Annotated in this window: 17 protein-coding genes and 2 tRNA genes; 6 read left to right on the top strand and 13 right to left on the bottom strand. The window is 71.8% G+C overall.

Going from position 1 to position 20224, the window contains the following annotated elements; genetic code table 11:
- Window positions 1-108 precede the first annotated feature (108 nt).
- Window positions 109-909 (top strand): histidinol-phosphatase, encoded by an 801-nt coding sequence (hisN, locus tag ACFF45_RS03615; RefSeq protein WP_381341744.1) that lies wholly within the window; start codon window positions 109-111, stop codon window positions 907-909.
- Between the two features lie 445 nt (window positions 910-1354).
- Here the strand turns inward: hisN and ACFF45_RS03610 are convergent, their stop codons facing one another.
- Window positions 1355-2806 (bottom strand): catalase, encoded by a 1452-nt coding sequence (locus tag ACFF45_RS03610; RefSeq protein ID WP_381341742.1) that lies wholly within the window; start codon window positions 2804-2806, stop codon window positions 1355-1357.
- Between the two features lie 163 nt (window positions 2807-2969).
- Here ACFF45_RS03610 and ACFF45_RS03605 point away from each other — a divergent pair, with 163 nt between their 5' ends.
- On the top strand, window positions 2970-3386 hold the full coding sequence (locus tag ACFF45_RS03605; protein WP_381341739.1) for a Fur family transcriptional regulator: 417 nt from the start codon (window positions 2970-2972) through the stop codon (window positions 3384-3386).
- Between the two features lie 148 nt (window positions 3387-3534).
- On the opposite strand, the gene ACFF45_RS03600 is transcribed toward ACFF45_RS03605, so the two are convergent.
- The 4 genes from ACFF45_RS03600 to ACFF45_RS03585 form a co-directional block, all read right to left on the bottom strand.
- A tRNA-Met gene (locus tag ACFF45_RS03600) sits at window positions 3535-3608 on the bottom strand.
- A 303-nt stretch (window positions 3609-3911) separates the two neighbouring features.
- Window positions 3912-5756, bottom strand: coding sequence for a tetratricopeptide repeat protein (locus ACFF45_RS03595; RefSeq protein ID WP_381341737.1), 1845 nt, complete (start codon window positions 5754-5756; stop codon window positions 3912-3914).
- Window positions 5757-5980: 224 nt separating this feature from the next.
- Window positions 5981-6054: transfer RNA gene (locus ACFF45_RS03590), tRNA-Met, on the bottom strand.
- Window positions 6055-6098: 44 nt separating this feature from the next.
- Complete coding sequence (locus ACFF45_RS03585; RefSeq protein ID WP_381342051.1) at window positions 6099-9077, bottom strand: UPF0182 family membrane protein; 2979 nt, start codon at window positions 9075-9077, stop codon at window positions 6099-6101.
- Between the two features lie 162 nt (window positions 9078-9239).
- On the opposite strand from ACFF45_RS03585, the gene ACFF45_RS03580 reads away from it, so the two are divergent.
- Window positions 9240-9782, top strand: a complete 543-nt coding sequence (locus tag ACFF45_RS03580) for a PPA1309 family protein (RefSeq protein WP_381341734.1) — start codon at window positions 9240-9242, stop codon at window positions 9780-9782.
- A 250-nt stretch (window positions 9783-10032) separates the two neighbouring features.
- Here ACFF45_RS03580 and ACFF45_RS03575 read toward each other — a convergent pair whose 3' ends face one another.
- The 4 genes from ACFF45_RS03575 to ACFF45_RS03560 all read right to left on the bottom strand — a co-directional run bounded on the left by ACFF45_RS03575 (window position 10033) and on the right by ACFF45_RS03560 (window position 13226).
- Window positions 10033-11130, bottom strand: a complete 1098-nt coding sequence (locus ACFF45_RS03575) for a YlbL family protein (protein WP_381341732.1) — start codon at window positions 11128-11130, stop codon at window positions 10033-10035.
- 98 nt (window positions 11131-11228) lie between these two features.
- Entirely contained in the window at window positions 11229-11423 is a 195-nt protein-coding gene (locus ACFF45_RS03570; protein ID WP_381342079.1) for a hypothetical protein, read from the bottom strand.
- Window positions 11424-11506: 83 nt separating this feature from the next.
- Window positions 11507-11968: a molybdenum cofactor biosynthesis protein MoaE gene (locus ACFF45_RS03565; protein WP_381341729.1), complete on the bottom strand. Its 462-nt coding sequence runs from the start codon at window positions 11966-11968 to the stop codon at window positions 11507-11509.
- Window positions 11969-12113: 145 nt separating this feature from the next.
- Complete coding sequence (locus ACFF45_RS03560; RefSeq protein ID WP_381341728.1) at window positions 12114-13226, bottom strand: SDR family oxidoreductase; 1113 nt, start codon at window positions 13224-13226, stop codon at window positions 12114-12116.
- Between the two features lie 192 nt (window positions 13227-13418).
- On the opposite strand from ACFF45_RS03560, the gene ACFF45_RS03555 reads away from it, so the two are divergent.
- On the top strand, window positions 13419-14882 hold the full coding sequence (locus tag ACFF45_RS03555; RefSeq protein ID WP_381341725.1) for a zinc-dependent metalloprotease: 1464 nt from the start codon (window positions 13419-13421) through the stop codon (window positions 14880-14882).
- On the top strand, window positions 14879-15394 hold the full coding sequence (locus ACFF45_RS03550; RefSeq protein WP_381341722.1) for an NUDIX hydrolase: 516 nt from the start codon (window positions 14879-14881) through the stop codon (window positions 15392-15394). The genes ACFF45_RS03555 and ACFF45_RS03550 overlap by 4 nt, the downstream gene beginning before the upstream one ends.
- 97 nt (window positions 15395-15491) lie before the next feature.
- Here the strand turns inward: ACFF45_RS03550 and ACFF45_RS03545 are convergent, their stop codons facing one another.
- The 4 genes from ACFF45_RS03545 to ACFF45_RS03530 form a co-directional block, all read right to left on the bottom strand.
- Window positions 15492-16247 carry an AIM24 family protein gene (locus ACFF45_RS03545; protein WP_381341719.1) on the bottom strand — a complete coding sequence of 252 codons (756 nt, stop codon included), beginning with the start codon at window positions 16245-16247 and terminating at the stop codon, window positions 15492-15494.
- Between the two features lie 16 nt (window positions 16248-16263).
- On the bottom strand, window positions 16264-16944 hold the full coding sequence (locus ACFF45_RS03540) for an AIM24 family protein (protein ID WP_381341717.1): 681 nt from the start codon (window positions 16942-16944) through the stop codon (window positions 16264-16266).
- A gap of 13 nt (window positions 16945-16957) precedes the next feature.
- Window positions 16958-18655 (bottom strand): TerD family protein, encoded by a 1698-nt coding sequence (locus ACFF45_RS03535; protein WP_381341716.1) that lies wholly within the window; start codon window positions 18653-18655, stop codon window positions 16958-16960.
- A gap of 141 nt (window positions 18656-18796) precedes the next feature.
- Window positions 18797-19393 (bottom strand): M48 metallopeptidase family protein, encoded by a 597-nt coding sequence (locus tag ACFF45_RS03530; protein WP_381341713.1) that lies wholly within the window; start codon window positions 19391-19393, stop codon window positions 18797-18799.
- A gap of 242 nt (window positions 19394-19635) precedes the next feature.
- Between ACFF45_RS03530 and ACFF45_RS03525 the strand changes: the two genes are divergently transcribed.
- On the top strand, window positions 19636-20224 hold a 589-nt coding region (locus tag ACFF45_RS03525; protein WP_381341710.1), incomplete at its 3' end, for a ThiF family adenylyltransferase.

Raw genomic sequence — 20224 nt, 5'->3', positions numbered from 1 at the left:
GTGCGAGGCCTCCTGGCGCGCTTCCACCCCACCCGGTTCCGCCTCGCGCACCGCGCCACCGGCGCCCCCGGTGGCCCCGTACCGACCACGGCCGATACGGTTCCTCACATGCCCGACTATCTCGACGACCTGCGCCTGGCCCACGTCCTCGCGGACGCCGCCGACGCCGCGACGACGGACCGCTTCAAGGCTCTCGACCTGAAGGTCGAGACCAAGCCCGACATGACGCCCGTCTCCGAGGCCGACCGGGCCGCCGAGGAACTCATCCGGGGCCACCTCCAGCGCGCCCGCCCGCGGGACGCGGTCCTCGGCGAGGAGTACGGCATCGAGGGAACCGGTCCGCGCCGCTGGGTCGTCGACCCCATCGACGGCACCAAGAACTACGTGCGCGGCGTACCCGTGTGGGCGACCCTGATCTCCCTGATGGAGGCGGCGGAAGGCGGCTACGAGCCCGTCGTCGGCGTCGTCTCCGCCCCCGCCCTGGGGCGCCGCTGGTGGGCCGCGAAGGGCCACGGCGCCTTCAGCGGCCGCAGCCTCACCTCCGCGAGCCGGCTGCACGTCTCCCGCGTCGCCGAGCTGTCGGACGCCTCCTTCGCGTACTCCTCCCTGTCCGGCTGGGAGGAGCAGGGCCGGCTCAACGGCTTCCTGGACCTCGGCCGCGAGGTGTGGCGCACGCGCGCGTACGGCGACTTCTGGCCGTACATGATGGTCGCCGAGGGCTCGGTCGACCTGTGCGCGGAGCCCGAGCTGTCGCTCTGGGACATGGCCGCGAACGCCATCATCGTCACGGAGGCCGGCGGCGCCTTCACCGGCCTCGACGGCCGCCCCGGCCCGCACAGCGGCAACGCGGCCGCGTCCAACGGCCTGCTCCACGACGAACTGCTCGGCTACCTCAACCAGCGTTACTGAACGCCTGCTTGTTGACCCCCGCTACACCTGGCACCCTGAGGACGCCCCCGTTTGTGATCTTGCGAAACGGCGAACAAGCCTCACAGGCCACGCAGGCCACGCAGGCCGCACTACCGGACAAGCGCACGAGCGGAAGACCCGGTGGGGAGACACTCCGGGAGGCGGCTCCATCCGTGCTCGTACGTGACGCCAGGGGCACGGTCGTCCTCACCGTCGGCCCCGCCATGAGGCACGGCGGCCTCCGGCGCCTCGTCGTGCTGACGGCGGCGAGCCCGCCGGCATCGTCTCGGTCCGCGACACCCTCCGCTGCCGGGTGCCCGCACGACAGCGGGTGCCGGCCTGAGACACGGGGTCCGCACCCGCCCGGGAACACACGGACGGGCCGGCCCCCCGCAGGGGGAGATCCGGCCCGTCCGCTCGGCAAGCGGTCCCATGCTGGGGTGTGTCAGCCGCGCAGGGCCTGGACCGCGGCCTCCAGCCGCTTGCCGAAGTCCGGGTCCGCCTGGCGGAAGTTGCCGACCGCGCGCTCGACGATGTCCGCGCGCGAGACCTGGGAGAGGGAACCCGCCAGGTTGCCGACCAGGCGCTCCTTCTCCTCCTCCGCCATCAGCCGGTAGAGGTTGCCCGCCTGGACGAAGTCGTTGTCCTCGGCGTGCACCGGAGCCTCGTGGTTGCCCGTGCCGCCGGTGACGGGCACCGGCTGCCACAGCGGGCGGTTCGTCTGGAACGGGCCGCCGAAGCTGTTCGGCTCGTAGTTCTTCGCACCGCCGTGGCGGCCGTCGTAGAGGAAGCCGTCGCGGGAGTTGGTACGCGCCTCGGTGGCGTGCGGACGGTTCACCGGCAGGTGGTCGGCGTTGACGCCGACCCGGTAGCGGTGCGCGTCGCCGTACGCGAAGAGGCGGCCCTGCAGCATCTTGTCCGGGGACGGGCCGATGCCGGGCACGAAGTGCGCGGGCGAGAACACCGACTGCTCGACCTCGGCGAAGATGTTCCGCGGGTTGCGGTTGAGCTCCAGCTTGCCGATCTCCACGACCGGGTAGTCCGCGTGCGGCCACACCTTGGTCAGGTCGAACGGGTTGAAGCGGTAGGCCGCCGCCTCGGCCACCGGCATGATCTGCACGCCCACGGTCCAGGTCGGGTACTCGCCCCGCTCGATCGCCTCACGCAGGTCGCGCTGGTGCGAGTCGGGGTCCTTGCCCGCGAGGGCCTCCGCCTCCCCGGCGGTGAGATTCTTGATCCCCTGGTCGGTCTTGAAGTGGTACTTGACCCAGAAGGCCTCGCCGGCCTCGTTGTTCCACTGGAAGGTGTGCGAACCGAAGCCGTCCATGTGGCGGTACGAGGCGGGGATGCCGCGGTCGCCGAAGAGCCAGGTCACCTGGTGGGTGGACTCGGGGGACAGGCTCCAGAAGTCCCAGACGTTGTCCGCCTCGGTCGAGCCGGTGTACGGGTCGCGCTTCTGGGTGTGGATGAAGTCGGGGAACTTGATGGCGTCCTTGATGAAGAACACCGGGGTGTTGTTGCCGACGAGGTCGTAGTTGCCCTCCTCGGTGTAGAACTTCAGCGCGAAGCCGCGCGGGTCGCGGACGGCGTCCGCCGCGCCCAGATTGCCGGCCACCGTCGAGAACCGCAGGAAGACCTCGGTCTGCTTGCCGATCCCGGAGAGGAACCTGGCCCTCGTGTACGGCGTCACGTCGGCGGTCACCGTGAAGGTGCCGTAGGCGCCCGCGCCACGGGCGTGCACGACACGCTCCGGGATGCGCTCGCGGTTGAAGTGGGCCAGCTTCTCCAGCAGGAGCTGGTCCTGAACGAGGACCGGGCCACCGACGCCCGCGGTCTCGCTGTGCTGGTTGTCGGCGACCGGAGCACCGGCCTCCGTCGTGAGCGGTCCCTGGGTCACGTGCGCCTCCTGCGTCAGTCCCTACTGATGCTGCTCCTCGGCCGGACTCCTGTCCCGTGGCCAGAGCCGCACTCGATCCTACAATAGACTTTGTCTAAGTCAAGGCACCTTCCAAACTCACACCTGTTCGGACTTTGTTCCCCTTGCTGATAGGCTGGCCCTCATGAGTGACCTTCTGGAACGGCTGCGCGGACGCGGATGGCGGATGACCGCGCAGCGGCGTGTGGTGGCCGAGGTCCTCGACGGCGACCACGTCCACCTGACGGCCGACGAGGTGCACGCCCGTGCGGTCGCCAAGCTGCCCGAGATCTCCCGGGCGACCGTCTACAACACCCTGGGTGAGCTGGTCTCCCTCGGCGAGGTGCTGGAGGTCAGCACCGACAAGCGCGCCAAGCGGTACGACCCGAACGCGCACCGCCCGCACCACCACCTGGTCTGCGCCCAGTGCGGCGCGATCCGCGACGTCCACCCGACGGGCAACCCGCTGGCCGACCTCCCCGACTCGGAGCGCTTCGGCTTCACGGTCTCGGACGTCGAGATGACGTACCGCGGGGTGTGCCCGAACTGCGCGTCGGCGTGATCTGACTCTCCCGCGCTCCCGAAAGCCCCCGGCACCGACAGGTGAGGTCGCCGGGGGCTTCGTCCGTTGCCGGGCGGCACCCGAACCCGAACCGCACACAAGCCGAGGGCCGGAATCCAGTGACTGGATTCCGGCCCTCGGCCTTCAGTAGCGGGGACAGGATTTGAACCTGCGACCTCTGGGTTATGAGCCCAGCGAGCTACCGAGCTGCTCCACCCCGCGTCGGTGAATGCAACGTTACGTCAAGGACGCGCACAGAAGCAAATCACTGGAGGAACCGGGCCCTCGCCCACCGCACCGAGGCCCTGCTCACTCCGCCCGGTGCCCTCGGCGCGGACAATAGCGGGCGCGGGGCTGCGGCGCGGTGGCCGTGGCCGTAGCCGTAGCCGTAGCCGTAGCCGTAGCGAGCGGTACCCGCCGGAAGCATCCTTACCCGGGCCCCCGCCCGGACGCGGCTCCACCCGGGACATCCGCTCGGAAGTGACCCCGCCCCGCACCCGCCCGGAGGTACCCCGGGCACCGGCGTCATGCCGACAGTTCCTCGCGCAGCGCGTCCCGCAGCCGTGCCGCCCGCTCCGCCACCTCGCGCGGTCCCAGGGACACCGCCCGGTCCGCCCAGCGCTGTCCCTCGGCCAGCTCGCCGCGACGCGTGTAGACGAGGGCGAGCCGCAGCGCGGCCCGTCCGTGCCCCGCGTCGGCGGCGCGCGTCCACCACACCGCCGCCTCCGGCTCGCTGCCCTCGCGGGCCAGCAGCAGCCCCAGGTTGAACGCGCCGTTCCGCGACCCCGCCTCGGCGGCCGCGCGGTACCACCGAGCCGCTTCGACGACGTCCCCGCGCGCGGCCGCGAGCATCCCCACCCGCACCTGCGCCCGCCGATGCCCCTGCGTGGCCGCCCGCTCGTACCACTCCTCGCACTCGGACTTCTCGTGCGAGGGCTCGCCCAGTTCGTGCGGCGACACCGGCGGCCGCCGGGCGTCGAGCACGGCCGCCAGCCGGTACGCCGCCTCCGCGCTGCCGCCCCCCGCCGCGCACCGCAGGTGCCGCTCGGCCGCCGGCTCGTCCCCGTCCCGCAGCCGCGCGATGCCGACCTGCAGCGCCGCCTCGGTGTGTCCGGCGGCCGCCGCCCGCTCGTACCAGCGCAGCGCGGCCGCGTCCTCGCCCCGCTTGGCGTGGAGGATGCCCAGGTTGAAGGCGGCATCGACGCTCCCCGCCTCCGCCGCCTTGGAGAACCACGGCTCCGCGCCGGTCTCGTCGCCCCCCTGGAGCAGCAGGATCGCCAGCGCGTTCGCCGCCTCCCGGTGCCCGGCGTACGCGGCACGCCGGTACCACTGCTCGGCCGGCCCGGTCCGCCCCTGCTCGGCGCAGAGCAGCCCGAGGTTGTACGCCCCGTTGACGTCCCCGGCGTCCATGGCCGCCCGGTACCACCGCTCGGCCGTCTGCGTCTGCCCGCGCTCGGCGTGCAGCGCGCCCAGCGCGTTCGCGGCGTTGCCGTCGCCCTCCTGCGCGGCCCTCAGCCACCACACGGCGGCGCTCTCCTCGTCCCCCGCGTCCCGCAGCAGGAACCCGAGCGCGCAGGCGGCCCGCGGCTCCCCGTCCTTGGCGGAGGTCAGGTACCAGCGCCCGGCCTCCTTCAGCTCGCCGCGCTTCTCCAGGATCGCGCCGAGGTGCAGCGCGGCCCGCCGGTGCCCCCGCGCGGCGGCCTGCCGGTACCACTGCTCGGCCTCCTGCCCCGGAGGGACACCCGCCGCGGCGGCTCCCCCCGCCACCCCGACACCGTTGTCGCCCCGGACCCCGGCCTCGCGCGCCGCTCTGCGATCGAGCGTCCGCGCCAGCCGGTACGCCGCCTCCCGGTGCCCCCGCTCGGCGGCGACCCGCATCCACTGCTGGGCGTCGTCGCCGCCCCGGTGCTCCAGCAGATCGGCCAGCGCGTACGCCCCCAGGGCGTGCCCCTGCTCGGCGGACTGCCGCAGCCAGTACTCGGCGGCCGGCTCGTCGCCCCGCTCCCGGTGGTGCCGCCCGAGCGCGTGCGCGGCGGCGGCGCTGCCGGCGACGGCGGCGATCCGCCACCAGCCGGCGGCCTCGTCGGCGTATCCCCGCTGGTGCAGCAGCACACCCAGGTTGTTCGCGGCGGCGCGGTCGCCCGCGGCGGTCGCGGCGCGCAGATGGGGTTCGGCTCCGTCGAGATCGCCGCGGCGCAGCAGCATGGCCCCGAGGACGCTCATCGCCTCGACCTCACCGGCCTCGGCGGCGAGCCGCTGACGTGCCTCCTCGGCCGCCTCGCCCGCCTCGTCCTGGGTCTCCTCCTGACCGGCAGGCTGCACAAATCGCCCTGTCTCGAACAGAGTTGCCTTGTCCCCCATAACGTCCATCGTCGCACCACCTGCAACCTGGGTACACCTGGTATACCGCAGCCAGTGAGGTCACTTCAGCGTTTTGTCGACATGCCCACAGAGAGACAAGTCAAACACAGATTGCCCAACTCCCCACGGCGGCACGGCGATACGCCGTGCCGGCACATGCGTTCGCACACCACGAAGGCCCGGATCCTTGGAGGATCCGGGCCTTCGCCTTGCCGACGTCACATCGGCTTCCGTAGCGGGGACAGGATTTGAACCTGCGACCTCTGGGTTATGAGCCCAGCGAGCTACCGAGCTGCTCCACCCCGCGTCGTTGTTCGGCAACCGTACCACGACGCGGGAGGAGCTGTTCGATCAGCCGCTCTGCGGGGTGCTGCCGGGACTGGCGCTGCCGGTGGGACTGGGGCTGCCCGCAGGACTCGGGCTGCTGGTCGCACCGTTGCCCGTACCGCCGGAGCCGCCGGCCCGCGACTGCGCCTCCTCGGCCCGCCGCAGCGCCGCCTCCAGGTCCGCCTGCGCCTTCCCGTACGCCTCCCAGTCGCCGTTCTTCAACGCCTCCTGGCCGGACTCGAAGGCCTTCTGGGCGTCGTTGAGCGCCTCCTGGACGGTCGGGTTGTCACTCGTCGGCGGCGGGGTCGTGGTGTCGCCGTCGTCCTCACCGGTGTCCTCGTCCGGCGGCGGGGTCGAACCCTCCGCCCCGAACACCTTGTTGAGGGCCTCGTCGAGGGTGTCCTCGAACGCGGTGTTGCCGCCGTAGCTGACCAGCACCTTGCGCAGCAGCGGGTACTGGAGCCCGCCGCCACGGACGTAGACCGGCTCCACGTAGAGCAGACCGCCGTCCAGGGGCACCGTCAGGAGGTTGCCGTACTCCACCTCGGAGTCGCCGCCTCTCAGCAGCCTGATGGACTCGGCGATGTCCTGTTCGGAGTTGAACTGGCTCTGCACCTGCTTGGGCCCGTTGACCGTGGTGCTGGTCGGCAGTTTCAGGATTCTGATCTTGCCGTAGTCGCTCTTGCCCGCCTCGGCGTCGACCGCCATGAACGCGCTGAGGTTGTCCCGGCCGTTCGGCGTGAAGGTCGTCGTCAGCGAGAACGCCTGCTCCTGCTGGTCGGGCATCTTCATGCTGAGGTAGTACGGCGGCACCGCGTCACCCGACTTGTTGGTCGGGTCGTCCGGCACCTGCCACACCTCGCTGCCGCTCAGGAAGGTGTCGGCGTCCTTCACGTGGTAGCGGGTCAGCAGCTCGCGCTGGACCTTGAACAGGTCCTGCGGGTACCGCAGATGGGCCATCAGGTCGGCCGAGATCGCGCTCTTGGGCTGGACGGTGTCCGGGAACGCCTTCATCCAGGTCTTCAGGACCGGGTCCTGGGTGTCCCACTGGTAGAGCCTGACCTCACCGGTGTAGGCGTCGACGGTCGCCTTCACCGAGTTGCGGATGTAGTTGACCTGGTTCTGCTGGGCCACCACCGCGCGCTGGTCGTTGGTCGCGGTCAGCGAGTCCGCGGTGGTGTCGCCCAGGGTCGTCCGCGAGGCGTACGGGTACCCGTTCGTGGTCGTGTACGCGTCGACGATCCACTGGATCCGGTGGTTCACGACCGCCGGGTAGGCGTCGCCGTCGATGGTCAGCCAGGGGGCGACCGCCTCGACGCGCTCCTTGGGCGTGCGGTTGTACAGGATCCGCGAACCCTCGCCGATCGCGCCCGAGTAGAGGATCTGCGGCTCGTTGAGCGCCACGGCGTAGGCGGCCCGGTTCATCGGGTTGTCGAGGTTGACACCGCTCTTGCCCTCGTAGCTGTAGGTCTTCTCACCGCTGTCGTCGGAGTAGTCGATCTCGTTCTGGGGACCGCCGACGATGGAGTACGTGTTGGTCTTCTCGCCGTAGTAGATCCGCTGCTCGTACGTGCCGAGCTGGCCCTTGGACGGCAGGTCGGACTCGGTGAAGACCGGGCGGCCCTCGGAGTCCACGGAGGTGCCCTCCGCGGCGACCGCGCCGTAGCCGTGGGTGTAGCGGAAGTGGTTGTTGATCCAGTTCTTCTTGTCGATGCCCGCGTAGTTCAGCTCGCGCAGACCGATGACCGTGTCCTGCTCCCTGCCGTCCGCGCTGTAGCGGTCGACGTCCAGGTTGGTCGGGAACGCGTAGTACTTCCGCATCTGCTGGAGCTGCTGGAAGGTCGGCGAGATGATGTTCGGGTCCATGATGCGGATGCTCGCCGTGGAGGCGACGTCGTCCCGCAGCTGGCCGGCGTCCTCGGTGGCCGCCGTGCCCGAGTACTCGGTGACCTGCGTGCCGTCGATGCCGTACGCCTCACGCGTCGCCGCGAGGTTCTTCTCGACGTACGGGGCCTCCTTGGCCTGCTCGTTCGGCTGGACCTGGAACTTCTGCACGATCGCCGGGTACAGCCCGCCGATCAGGATCGCCGAGAGCACCATCAGGCCGAAGCCGATCAGCGGCAGCTGCCAGGTGCGCCGCCAGATCGTGGAGAAGAACAGCAGGGCGCAGATGACGGCGATGCAGAACAGGATCGTCTTGGCCGGCAGGTAGGCGTTGGCGTCGACGTACCGCAGGCCCGTCCAGTTGTCCGTGGCCTTGAAGTCGCTGGACTTCACCGCCAGGCCGTACCGGTCGAGCCAGTAGGCGACCGCCTTCAGGGCGACGAAGATGCCGATGAGCACCGACAGGTGGCCGGTCGCTGCGGCCGTGGCGCGCGCCCCCGGGCTGGTGACGCGCAGCCCGCCGTACAGGTAGTGGGTGAGCGCGGCGGCGATCAGGGAGAGGATCGCGGCGGCGAAGCCGAAGCCGAGCAGGAAGCGGTACCAGGGCAGGTCGAAGGCGTAGAACGCGACGTCCAGCTTGAACTGCGGGTCCTCCTGGCCGAACGGCACGCCGTTGACCCACATCAGCCAGGTCCGCCACTGCCCGGACGCGGACGCGCCGGCGATCAGGCCCACCAGGGCGGTGATCCCGAGCAGCAGCCACTTCTTGTACGGCGCGATGCCCATCCGGTACCGGTCGAGGCTCTGCTGCTCCATCGACATCGCGCTCAGCGGGGGACGCAGCCGGTGCGCCAGCCAGATGTTGAACCCGACGGCGACGGCCATGAGCAGGCCGAAGACGAAGAAGAGCCCGATCTTGGTCCACAGGGTGGTGGTGAAGACGGACGAGTACTTCACCGACCGGTACCAGAGCCAGTCCGTCCAGAAACCCGCGAACATGGTGAACGCCATGGCGAGCACGGCGAGGACGCCGAGCGTCATGAGCAGGGTCCGGACACGCCGGGACGGGCGGCCCACTCTGATCCGTGGCCCCGTCGGGCCTCCGCCGCGGTCCGGCATCTGGAAAGCCAAGGTGGCACCTCGAAAATCGCTGTTGGTCTGTCAGGCCCCCGTTTTCGCGGGCCGTCCTTGGGCCCCGTGATCGTAGGCCCTCACCTATGCAACTTACTCACGCTTTACTCGGTTCCCGATTCCGGGCGGGAACGAGGCAGGATTGTGACCATGTCCAACACACCCATGGCGGCGAGCCCGCTCACCCGGGCCGTGCTCGAGATCGACGAGTACGCCTCCGGCCTCGGCTGGGACCAGCCCGCACGCCTCTTCGCCCTCGTAGACACCGCACAGCTGCGGGCCCAGGAACCCGCGCTGGCGGCGCAGCTCGGCCTGGGTGACGAGCCGGACGCCGCCGGTCTCACCCCGATCGAGCAGGACGAGATTCCAACGGACAAGCCGCTCGACGAGTTCCTCGGCACCATCGCCTGGCCCGAGGCGGTGGCCGGCTGCGCGCTCACGGTGGAGCGGCTGATGCTGCCGCCGTCCGCCGAGGCCCAGGTCCCCGACGATCTGGACGAGGCCGCGCTCGCCCAGTGGGTCGCCCGGCATCCGGAGCGCCAGGAGGTCCGCATGACGGTCGCGGTGCTGCGCGACGGCGCGCGCGAGTCGGCCCTGCGGCTGCGGGAGAAGGATTCCCCGACGGAGGTCCTCACCGGCTCCGCGCTGGTGCCGGGCCTGGCGGAGGCGCTGGCGGCCACCTTCGCGGACTGAGGCGCTGCGCTGCGGCTTCCGCTGCGGCAGTGGGGGCGCGCCCCGGGGGCCCGGTACACAGCAGGAGGGCGGGCCCGGCCCGGTACACAGCAATGGGCGCGTGCCCGCGTGTCCGGTACACGGCAATGGGCGCGTGCCCGCGTGTTCCGGTGCACGGCAGTGGGCGCGCACCCGCGTGTTCCGGTGCACGGCAAGGTGGCGCGACGGTCACCGGGCCGCTCACTGTTCGGCATGCGGCCGCGGCTCGGGGTCAGCCGCCCGTGGTGCACTTCGGCAGGTCGGCGGTGTCGCCGTCGCGGATGTCCCGCAGGGCGCCGAGGGCGTCGTCGATGGTGCCGACCTCGACCAGGGTGAGGCCCTCGGGGATGTCCTTGGCGGCGGCCGCGCAGTTGTCGGCGGGCGTCAGGAAGTACTGGGCGCCCTTGCCGCGTGCGCCGACGGTCTTCATCTCGACGCCGCCGATCGGGCCGACCGTGCCGTCGTCGTCGATCGTGCCGGTGCCGGCGACGAACGCGCCGCCGGTGAGGGACCCCGGCGTGAGCTTGTCGTAGATGCCGAGCGCGAACATCAGGCCGGCGCTCGGGCCGCCCACGTCGGCGAGCTTGATGTCGACGGTGAACGGGAAGGTGTGGTCGGTGCCGGCCGAGATCCCGACCACGGCGCGCTTGGCGCCGGCGTCGTCGGAGGCGGCGGTGGTGATCGTGACCTTCTCCGTCTTCAACGGCTGCCGGTTCTCCTTCTCGGCGGCGGCCTGCTCCTTGGCGGGCACGACCGTGAAGACGACGTCCTCGCCCGGCTCGTGCCGGGTCACCAGCTCGGCCACGTCCGCGGGGGCCTTCACCGCCGCGCCGTCGACGGCCTTGATCACGTCACCGGCGTGCAGCCGGCCCTGGGCCGGGGAGTCCTTGACGACGGTGGAGACGATCACCCAGGACTCCACCTCGATGCCGAGCTCCTTCAGGGCGGCGACCTTGGCGCTCTCCTGGGACTGGGAGAACTCCTCGGCGTTCTCCTGGGTGGACTCCTCCTCCGTCTTGCCGTCCGGGTACAGGGTCTCGTGCGGGACGACCTTGTTGTCGTGGGCCAGCCAGCCGTAGACCGCCTCGACCAGGTTCATCCGGTAGTCGGCGCTGGTGACCCGGACGGTGGTCATGTTGAGGTGGCCGTCCGTCGGGTAGGTCCTGTGCCCGGCGACCTGCAGCACCGGCTCGCCGTCGTGGTCCCCCAGCGTGTTCACCGTCGGCCCCGGGGACATCTCCGCGTACGGCACGCGGATGAGCACTCCCGCGCACAGGAGCGCGATCAGCATCAGGGTGGAGGCGAGCATCGTCGCGGTGCGGCGTGGCATGTCACGACACTACGGGACGCCTCCGTCAGCGCACCGTCAGGGCGGCCGCACGGGGCCACGGACCGGTGGTGCCACGGATGGTGCCGCGAACCGGCGGGTCACGGACCGGTGTGGGACTTCTCCATCGCCGCGCAGAAGCGTGCGTAGCCGTCCAGCTCGGGGCCGTCGCTTCGGGCCCTGCGGGTCCTGTTGGCCCAACTGCCCCACAGTCCCGCGCCGACAGCAGCCACAAGCGGAATCAGCAACCAGGCGAGCGCCGCCATGCCGACCTCCAACCCCAAGAGCGTCCGCAAACTGATCAGCAGATTAACCGTCCGCAGTGACAACGCTCATCGCAGGGGTGCGGTTACGCAACCGGAGTCGCCCGGCCGGCGGGTCAGCAGGCGCCCACCCACTCCTCGGTGCCGTCGGAGAACCTCTGGTGCTTCCAGATCGGCACCTCGTGCTTGAGGTCGTCGATCAGCTTCCGGCAGGCTTCGAAGGCCTCTCCGCGGTGCGGGCACGACACACCGACCACGACGGCGAGGTCCCCGACCCTCAGGTCCCCCACACGGTGGACGGCGGCCAGTGCGCGCACCGGGTACTCGGCGACGACCTTCTCGGCGACGCGCCGCATCTCGGCCTCGGCGCTCGGGTGACAGGAGTACCCGAGCTCGTCGACGTCGGCACCCCCGTCGTGGTTCCGCACGGTCCCCACGAACAGGGCGGTCCCTCCGGCGGCGGCGTCCCCGACCGCCCGGAACACCTCGTCGAGGGAGAGCGGCGTGTCGCGGATGCCGATCAGTTTGATGGGCTCCTGTGCGCCCTGCTCACCGGGGTGCTCGTTGCTGGCTGCCATGGGTCCATCGTGCCGCACGCGCGTCAGGACGCGGAACAGCGCTGTCGCCCGGCACGCGCGCGGGGGCGCCTAAGTCCCCTGCAGCGGGCTGCCGGACCAGAAGGCCGGCGTGCCTGCCGGTCCGGCGCCGGACCGGCCCCGGGCCTCACAGCCGGCGCCGGGCCTTGCGGGCCCGCCGCACCACGGCCGCCGCACCCAGCAGCGCGACCGTCGCGCCCGCGGCGCCCGCGGCCGTCGCGTCCTTGCGGCCCAGCCGCCGCCCGGCCACCGTGTGCCGCCCGGAGACCTCCTCCAGCAGCTCGGCGAGCACCTCCTCGTTGGTCCACCGCGCCCGCCACCCGGCGTCGTGCAGCCGGCTTCCGCTGATCACCCAGGGGTACATCGTGTACGCCAGGTCCCCCGCCGGGGACGGCGTCAGCCCGATCCGGTGCAGCCGGGCCGCCGCCCCCAGGGCCACCGCCGACGGCAGCTCCATCCGCCGGATGCCGCTCAGCTCCTCGACCTCCTCCTGCTCCAGCCACCCCTCGCAGCCCACCGCGAGCTCCCCGTCGACCTTCTCCAGGGCGGCGTACTCCAGCGCGCTGCACAGGTCCTCGACGTGGCAGAACTGCCAGGCCGGCCGCGACCCGGCGACGACCAGCAGCCGAGGGGACTCGAAGTACCTGGTCAGCGCGGTGTCCGTGCCGCCCACCAGGACGGCGGGGCGCACCACGGTGACGTTGAGCCCCGGATGCGCGCGCGGCGCCCGCCGCGCCAGCCGCTCGATCTCCAGCAGGTCACCGACCCCGGTGGCCTCCGCCGTCGCCCGCAGCTCGGCGTCCTCCGACAGCGGCAGCTCGTTGTCCGGCAGCGCCCCGTAGACCATCGCGGACGTGCACAGCACCACCCGGTGCACCCCGGCCGCCGCGGCGGCGGTCAGCACGGTCTGCGTCCCCCGGACGTTGTACGCCGTCCGGGCGGCGGCGTCCGTCTCCAGGTCCAGGTCGAGCGCCAGGTGCACGACCACGTCCGCGCCGCGCAGCTTCTCGGCGATCGCCGGGTCCCGCACGTCGAGGATGTGCCACCGCGCCTGTGCGCACTCGCCGCGCCGCTCGTCGATGGCGATGACCTGCTTGATCTCCTCGGACGCGGCCAGCCGGGCGGTGAGCAGGGCGCCCACGCCGGAGGCTGCGCCGGTGACCGCGACGACGGGCCCGCGCAGGGCGGGAGTGGCTGAGAGGTTTCGCGCTGCGCGAACCTGCGGATCTGGGGAACTCACCGGGTGTCTCCAGCGGTTGTCTTCACATACGAGCGCGAGTGACGCGTACGTACCAGGTGGCATCCATCCTGCCGCAGCCCGCGAGTCGGCGAAGCACCGAGGCCCTAACCGTTCCGGGTGTCTAGGCTGGGTGGTGTTGTCGGGCAGTCGCGCCGTCGGGAGAACCGGCGGCCTTACCAGCCGAGGAATCCCGTGAGTGACACCCCATTCGGATTCGGCCTTCCGCCGGAGGAGCCGGAAGACGGCGACGAGGGCAAGAAGAAGGACCAGCAGAGCGGTGGTGGTCAGGGACCGGCCAACCCGTTCGGATTCGGCGGGCTGCCCGGTGCCGGAGGCTTTGGTGGCCCCGGTGCGGACAATCCGCTCGCTGCCATGTTCGGTTCGCTGAACCCCACCGACCTGGGCGCCGCGTTCCAGCAGCTGGGCCAGATGCTCTCCTACGAGGGCGGCCCGGTGAACTGGGACATGGCCAAGCAGATCGCCCGCCAGACGGTCTCCCAGGGCACCTCGGACGGCACGAAGGACGCGAGCGTCGGCCCCGCCGAGCGCAGCACCGTCCAGGAGGCCGTCCGCCTGGCCGACCTGTGGCTGGACGACGCCACGTCCCTGCCGTCCGGCGCGGCCTCCGCGGTGGCCTGGAGCCGCGCGGAGTGGGTCGAGGCGACCCTGCCCGCCTGGCAGGAGCTCGTCGATCCGGTCGCCGAGCGCGTCGGCGCCGCCATGGGCGACGTCCTGCCGGAGGAGATGCAGGCCATGGCCGGCCCGCTGATCGGCATGATGCGCTCGATGGGCGGCGCGATGTTCGGCACGCAGATCGGGCAGGCCGTGGGCGTGCTCGCGGGCGAGGTCGTCGGCTCCACCGACATCGGCCTGCCGCTCGGCCCGGCCGGCAAGGCCGCGCTGCTGCCGGTGAACGTGGAGGCGTTCGGCAAGGACCTGGGCGTGCCCAAGGAGGAGGTGCGGCTGTATCTCGCCCTGCGCGAGGCCGCCCACCAGCGCCTGTTCGCCCACGTGCCGTGGCTGCGCTCGCACCTGTTCGGCGCGGTCGACGGGTACGCGCGCGGGATCAAGGTCGACACGGCCAAGCTGGAGGACGTGGTCGGCCAGTTCGACCCGCAGAACCCCGAGCAGTTGCAGGACGCGCTGCAGCAGGGCATGTTCCAGCCGGAGGACACACCGGAGCAGAAGGCGGCGCTGGCCCGTCTGGAGACGGCCCTGGCGCTCGTGGAGGGCTGGGTGGACGCCGTGGTGCACGCGGCCGCCAAGCCGCGTCTGTCGTCCGCCGACGCGCTGCGCGAGACCCTGCGCCGGCGCCGTGCCACGGGCGGCCCGGCCGAGCAGACGTTCGCCACGCTCATCGGTCTGGAGCTGCGTCCGCGCCGGCTGCGCGACGCCTCCCGCCTGTGGGCGTCCCTCACGGACGCGCGTGGTGTCGACGGCCGGGACGGCCTGTGGGCCCACCCGGACATGCTGCCGACCGCGCACGACCTGGACGACCCGGACGGCTTCGTGCACCGCGAGCAGCTGGACTTCTCCGAGCTGGACAGGATGCTCGGCGAGGCCGCGGACAAGCCGGACCTCAGGAAGAAGGACCAGGGCGACCAGGGCGACGAGGGCGGGGACACCGGCGAGGCCAAGGGCGACGGCGCGGAGTGAGCCTGCACGACGACGCGGTCCTCGTACTCAAGGGCTACGAAGACCAGCAGGAGCTGCGGCAGACCTTTCTGGAGCACCTGTCGGCGCATCCGGACGGCATGTGGAAGGCCTGCGCGGACGGTCACATCACGGCGAGCGCCCTGGTGATCGACCCGGAACACGGCCGTGTCCTGCTGACCCTGCACCGCAAGCTGCGCATGTGGCTGCAGATGGGCGGCCACTGCGAGCCGGGGGACGCCGGCCTGGCGGCCGCCGCCCTGCGCGAGGGCACCGAGGAGTCGGGGATCACGGGACTGTCCCTGCTGCCCGGCGGCCCGGTGCGGCTGGACCGGCATCTCACGCCGTGCGCCTGGCACCTGGACGTCCAGTACGCGGCGCTGGCCCCGGCCGGAGCCGTCACGGCGATCAGCGACGAGTCGCTTGACCTGCGCTGGTTCGGGTACGACGAGGTCGCGAAGGTGGCCGACGAGTCGGTGGTACGGCTGCTGGAGGCGGCCCGCGCGCGGCTGTGACCTCCGGCCGGGCGGCTGTGGCCGTCGGCCGGGCGCTCGGCCACGGGTAAGGGGCGGCCGCATGGGCGGCCGCCCCTTACGTTTGCTTTCCGGACGGTCAGTTCCAGGCGTTGCCCTGGTTCTGTCCGCGCGCCCCCTGCTGGCCCATGCCGAACTGCGCGGCGGCGCCCTGCCCGATGACGGCGTTCTGCGGCGGCAGCAGCTCGCTGGGCTGGACCAGCACGTAGCCGGTGCCCATGAAGCTGAGCTCCCAGCCCTCGCCGGTGTTGCCGCGGCGTCGCCACACCCCCGAGGAGTGCGTCTGGGCCTGCATCTGCACGCGCAGCGCGGTGGACCAGGCGACGATCGCGTCGGCGTCGCAGTTGACGTACTTGTCCGGCGTCACCTGCATCAGCAGCGGCATGCCCGAGGTCATCAGGGCGACCCGGCCGCGGCCGGTGATGTTGAGCTGGTACTTGCCGGAGCCGGAGATGCCGTAGAGGCTGTCGACGGCGATGACCTCGTGGTGCAGCGAGGAGTCCATGGCCAGGACGTAGCTGCTGTCGACGGTGAGGCCGTCCTGGTCCACGTCCATGAGGTGGACGTGCTGCTTGAGGTTGGCGAGGTAGACGGTGCCCTGCCCGTGGCAGCGCATCAGGTCCAGGCCCTCACCGGTGCGCGCCCGCGAGCGCGACTGGCTGTTGCCCTGGTACTCGGCGTCGAACTCGACCAGTCCCTGGTAGGCGACCATGGTGCCCTTGCGGGCCAGGATGTCGTCGTGGCCCTCCAGGGCGACGCGCAGCATCTGCTTGTTCTGCAGGCTCCAGCGCTCCTGGGTCTGCTGGTCGTTGTAGGCGAAAAGCGGACTCTGCATGGTGTGGTGCTCCCCCTCAGCCCCGGACCCGGAGTCGGTCGGTGCTGTCCTCGCTGGGCTGGACGACGACGATGCCCTCGCCGGAGAAGGCCATCTGGTAGACCTCGCCGCTGCCCCGGCCGATCAGCGACTGCGCCTTGAAGCTGCGCTTGCCCTTCACCTTGAGGTTCGGGGACCAGGCGACCAGCGCGTCCGGGTCGACGTAGGTCTCGTTCTCACCGCCACCGCAGTCGACGACGATCGGCTTGCCCCGGGAGGTCAGCGCGACCCAGCCCTGCCCGGAGATCCGGGTGTTCCACAGGCCCTGGCCGGCGAACTTCGCCAGCCCCTTGACCCGCTCGACGCCCCAGGTGAGGTGGGCGTCGAAGGCCAGCAGGTTGGTGGCGTTGACGGAGATGCCGTCGCCGTTGAGGTTGATGACGACGACGTTGGCGCCGTAGTCGGCGAGGTAGAGCAGGCCGTCGCCGGAGCACTTCATCAGGGGCGCGCCCTCGCCGGTCACCCAGTCGCGGGCGACCTGGCGCACGGCCGGCGGGTTGGGCTCGTACTGGATGAAGCCCTCGTAGGCGACCATCGACCCCACGCGCGCGAGGAGGTCGTGCCCGGTCTGCAGGGCGACCTTCAGCATGTGGTTGCCGTGGTTCTCCATCCGGGCGGAGACGGGTGCGGGGGCGTAGCCCGCGAGCGGCTGGTTCATGACGGGCTCTCCCTCAGATCTCGTACGGCTGGACGACGACGAAGTTGCCGGGCGCGCCGCGGAACTGCAGGTTGACGCTCTCCCCGGTGTCGCCCGGGTAGGCGTTGCGGCGCATCCGCACCTGGCTGGAGACCACCACCTGGGAGGCGGCGGACCAGGCGACCACTGCGTTGCAGTCGGCGAACGTCGTCGGCGTGACCGGCAGCACCACGGGAGTGCCGTGCGTCTTGACGACGATGGTGCCGGTGCCGGTGAACTGCATGGTGAACAGCGCGCCACCGGGGATGCCGTGGCCCTCGATCCGGCGGACCTCGTACTGGAGGCTCTCGTCGAAGGCGAGGACGTTCTCGGCGGAGACGCAGATGCCGTCGCCCTGGAGTTCGATGGGGTGCAGCATCGTGGAGTTCTCGGCGAGGAAGACCTGCCCCTGGCCCGTGCAGCGCATCAGCTGCATCTCCTGGCCGGTCGCGTTGCCCACGATCCGGCCGGTGAACCCGGCGCCCTTGTAGCTGAAGTCGACCTTGCCCTGGTAGAGCACCATGCTGCCCTGCCGGGCCAGCACGGGCTGACCGCCGACGCCGAGGTCCACGCGGACCAGCTTCTTGTTCTGCTGCGTCCAGCGCTGACCGGTGGGCGTCTCCTTGAACTGCTGCAACGCGCCGGCGACACCGGGCACCTGGGGCGCGCCCTGCGGCGCGCCGTAGGGGGCCTGCTGGCCGTGGCCCGGGGGCGGGGTCGGCTGCCCGTACCCGGGAGGCGGCGTGGGCGCCTGCGGGGCGGGCGGCTGGGCGTAGCCCGGGGTCAGCGGAGCGGTCTGGCCGTAGGGGGCCTGCTGTCCGTACGGCGGCTGCTGCGGGGCCGGCTGACCGTACGGGGGCTGCTGCTGGCCGCCGTGGGGCGGCGCGGGGGCCGGGGCGGGCGGCGGTACCGGGGAGCCGGCGGGCGGGGTCATGGGCGCGACGACGGTGGGCGCGCTGTGCACCTGGGGCGTCGGCGCGAGGGCCGGGGGCGGGGTGGCGCCGGCGGGCGGCGCGAAGCTTTGCGCGGCGGGCGTGGGGGCCGGGGCAGGCGTCGGGGCGGGTCCGGTCGGGACGCCGAACGCGGGGGGCGCGGAGGCCTGGGCGGGCGGGGCGAAGCCGGGAGCGGCGCCGGTCCGGGGCTCCGGCTCGGCCGGCGCCTCCTCTTCGAGCACCTCGCCGCCGAAGTTCCTCAGCAGCGCCTCCAGGCCGCCGTCGAAGCCCTGTCCGACGGCCGCGAACCGCCACACGTCCTTGAGGTAGAAGTCGCCCAGCATCACGGCTCGTTCGGTGGTGAACTCCGAGCCGTCGAACGCGTACCGGGCCACCTCCTGACCACCCGCGACGATACGGATGTACCCGGGATCGATCTGCGACATCTGCCCGGCACCGTCGATGGTCGCCGTGAAGGACAGCTTCTGGATCTGCGGCGGGATCCTGTCCAGCGTGACCCGGAAGGACTCCGTGTCGCCCGCCTGGGCACCCAGCAGCTGGATGGACTCCTCGGGGGACTTGGGCTGGTTGAAGAAGACGAAGTACCGGTCGTCCGAAAGCCGTTCGTCGGCGTCCAGGCCGAAGCAGCTGATGTCGAAGGTCAGTCCCGGGGCCGAGATCTGCACGCCTACGTACAGATCCGTGCCCGCGGTGAGGTCACTGATCCTGGCCTTGTGGCCGCGTTGGAATTCCCTGGCCATGCGTAACGACCGTCCCCCATCCCGAAGTGCGAGTGCGTCGCGCCAGGCTAACGGCAAACTCGGACACTGGACGAAGTCGGTACAGACCCGGTACACAACCTCTTTCTCAGCCATCCCCCCAGCACAGGCTCCGCGCGGGGGTCACTCCCCGCGCGCGGCGGGCAGGTGCGGCAGCCGGTCGGCGGCGACCACACCCTCCAGGTATCCCCGGGCCCGCTCGGTGCGCGGATACGCCTCCAGCAGCCGCCAGAAGCGCGGCCCGTGCCCGGGCACCAGCAGATGCGCCAGCTCGTGGACCAGCACGTAGTCGACCACGTACTCGGGCATGCCCTGGAGCCGGTGCGACAGGCGGATGCTGCCCTCGGCCGGCGTGCACGACCCCCAGCGCGTGTTCTGGTTGGTGACCCAGCGCACCGAGGCGGGCCGTGCGCGGCCGTCGAAGTACTGCGCGGACAGCCGCTCGGCGCGCTCGGTCAGTTCGGCGTCGCCCAGCACCCGCTTGCTCTCCTGGGCGGCCAGTTTGTCGAGCATGACGGTCACCCAGCGCCGCTCCTCCGCCTCGGACATCCGGGCGGGGATGAGTACGACGGTGCGATCGCCCTCGCGGTACGCGGATACCGTCCGGCGTCGACGGGCACTGCGGCGCACCTCGATCGCGCTCGCCCCCGAGCCGCTCGGCGGCGGGCTCGTCGTGCTGCGCTGCGGCGCTCCGGCGCGGTGCAGTGGGTCGGCGGACACGCCCCGACGTTACCCGCTGCGCACGCGGGAAGTCCCGGGTCCGGGACGGTTCGATGCCGATCCGCCACCGGGCGTCTGATATGTACGACAAACCTCCCCCGCCTGTGGACAACTTTCGGCGCCGCACCGCCGGGCCGGGCATGCTGGCACTCGTCGGCGCGACCACGCCCGGGTCGGACCAGCCCGGCCGTCCAGCCGACGAACAGTGACATTCAGGGGCATTGCTGACGACGGGGGCTGTCATGCATCCGATGGTGAAACCCGCGCTGCGGCGCGGCTGGCGCGACCTCCACACCGTGCAGTTCGGCATGACACCGGCGCACGCCATGACGCTGGGTCCGATGGACACCGCGACGGGAAGCTTCCTGGAGCTGCTCAACGGCACCCGCGGTCTGCCGCTGCTGCGCGAGGAGGGCCGCCGGATGGACCTGCCCGACGGCCACGTCGACGAACTGGTCCGGCGGCTGGCGCGGTGCGGACTCCTCGACGACGCCAAGGGCGGCGGCCCGGCCGCGGACGCCCTGCGCGGCAAGCAAGCCGTTCACGACCGGCTCCGCCCGGACCTGGCCACGCTGTCCCTGACCACCGCCGAACCGGGTGACGCGATCGACCGCCTCGCCGCCCGCCGCTCCCTGCGCGTGCAGGTACGGGGCGCGGGCCGGGTGGGCGCCACGGTGGCCGCGCTGCTGTCGGCCGCGGGCGTCGGCGAGGTCGACGTGCTCGACGGCGGCTGCGTGGAGCCCTGGGACGTGGCGCCGGGCGGGCTGCCCGCCGAGGCCGTCGGCGAGTGCCGCGCCGAGGCCGCCCGGCGGGCCGCCCGCCGGGCCGGGC

The organism is Streptomyces cinereospinus (assembly GCF_042430725.1).
GTDB classification, from domain to species: Bacteria; Actinomycetota; Actinomycetes; order Streptomycetales; family Streptomycetaceae; genus Streptomyces; species Streptomyces cinereospinus.
This window is presented reverse-complemented; position numbering and strand designations above follow the sequence as displayed.

Excerpts from the sequence above, each read along its gene's own strand:
- hisN (WP_381341744.1), top strand. The coding sequence starts at position 109 with ATGCCCGACTATCTCGACGACCTGCGCCTGGCCCACGTCCTCGCGGAC.
- ACFF45_RS03605 (WP_381341739.1), top strand. The coding sequence starts at position 2,970 with ATGAGTGACCTTCTGGAACGGCTGCGCGGACGCGGATGGCGGATGACC.
- ACFF45_RS03545 (WP_381341719.1), bottom strand. The coding sequence starts at position 16,247 with ATGCAGAGTCCGCTTTTCGCCTACAACGACCAGCAGACCCAGGAGCGC.
- ACFF45_RS03540 (WP_381341717.1), bottom strand. The coding sequence starts at position 16,944 with ATGAACCAGCCGCTCGCGGGCTACGCCCCCGCACCCGTCTCCGCCCGG.
- ACFF45_RS03565 (WP_381341729.1), bottom strand. The coding sequence starts at position 11,968 with ATGGCAGCCAGCAACGAGCACCCCGGTGAGCAGGGCGCACAGGAGCCC.
- ACFF45_RS03575 (WP_381341732.1), bottom strand. The coding sequence starts at position 11,130 with ATGCCACGCCGCACCGCGACGATGCTCGCCTCCACCCTGATGCTGATC.
- ACFF45_RS03595 (WP_381341737.1), bottom strand. The coding sequence starts at position 5,756 with ATGGACGTTATGGGGGACAAGGCAACTCTGTTCGAGACAGGGCGATTT.
- ACFF45_RS03535 (WP_381341716.1), bottom strand. The coding sequence starts at position 18,655 with ATGGCCAGGGAATTCCAACGCGGCCACAAGGCCAGGATCAGTGACCTC.
- ACFF45_RS03580 (WP_381341734.1), top strand. The coding sequence starts at position 9,240 with ATGTCCAACACACCCATGGCGGCGAGCCCGCTCACCCGGGCCGTGCTC.
- ACFF45_RS03585 (WP_381342051.1), bottom strand. The coding sequence starts at position 9,077 with ATGCCGGACCGCGGCGGAGGCCCGACGGGGCCACGGATCAGAGTGGGC.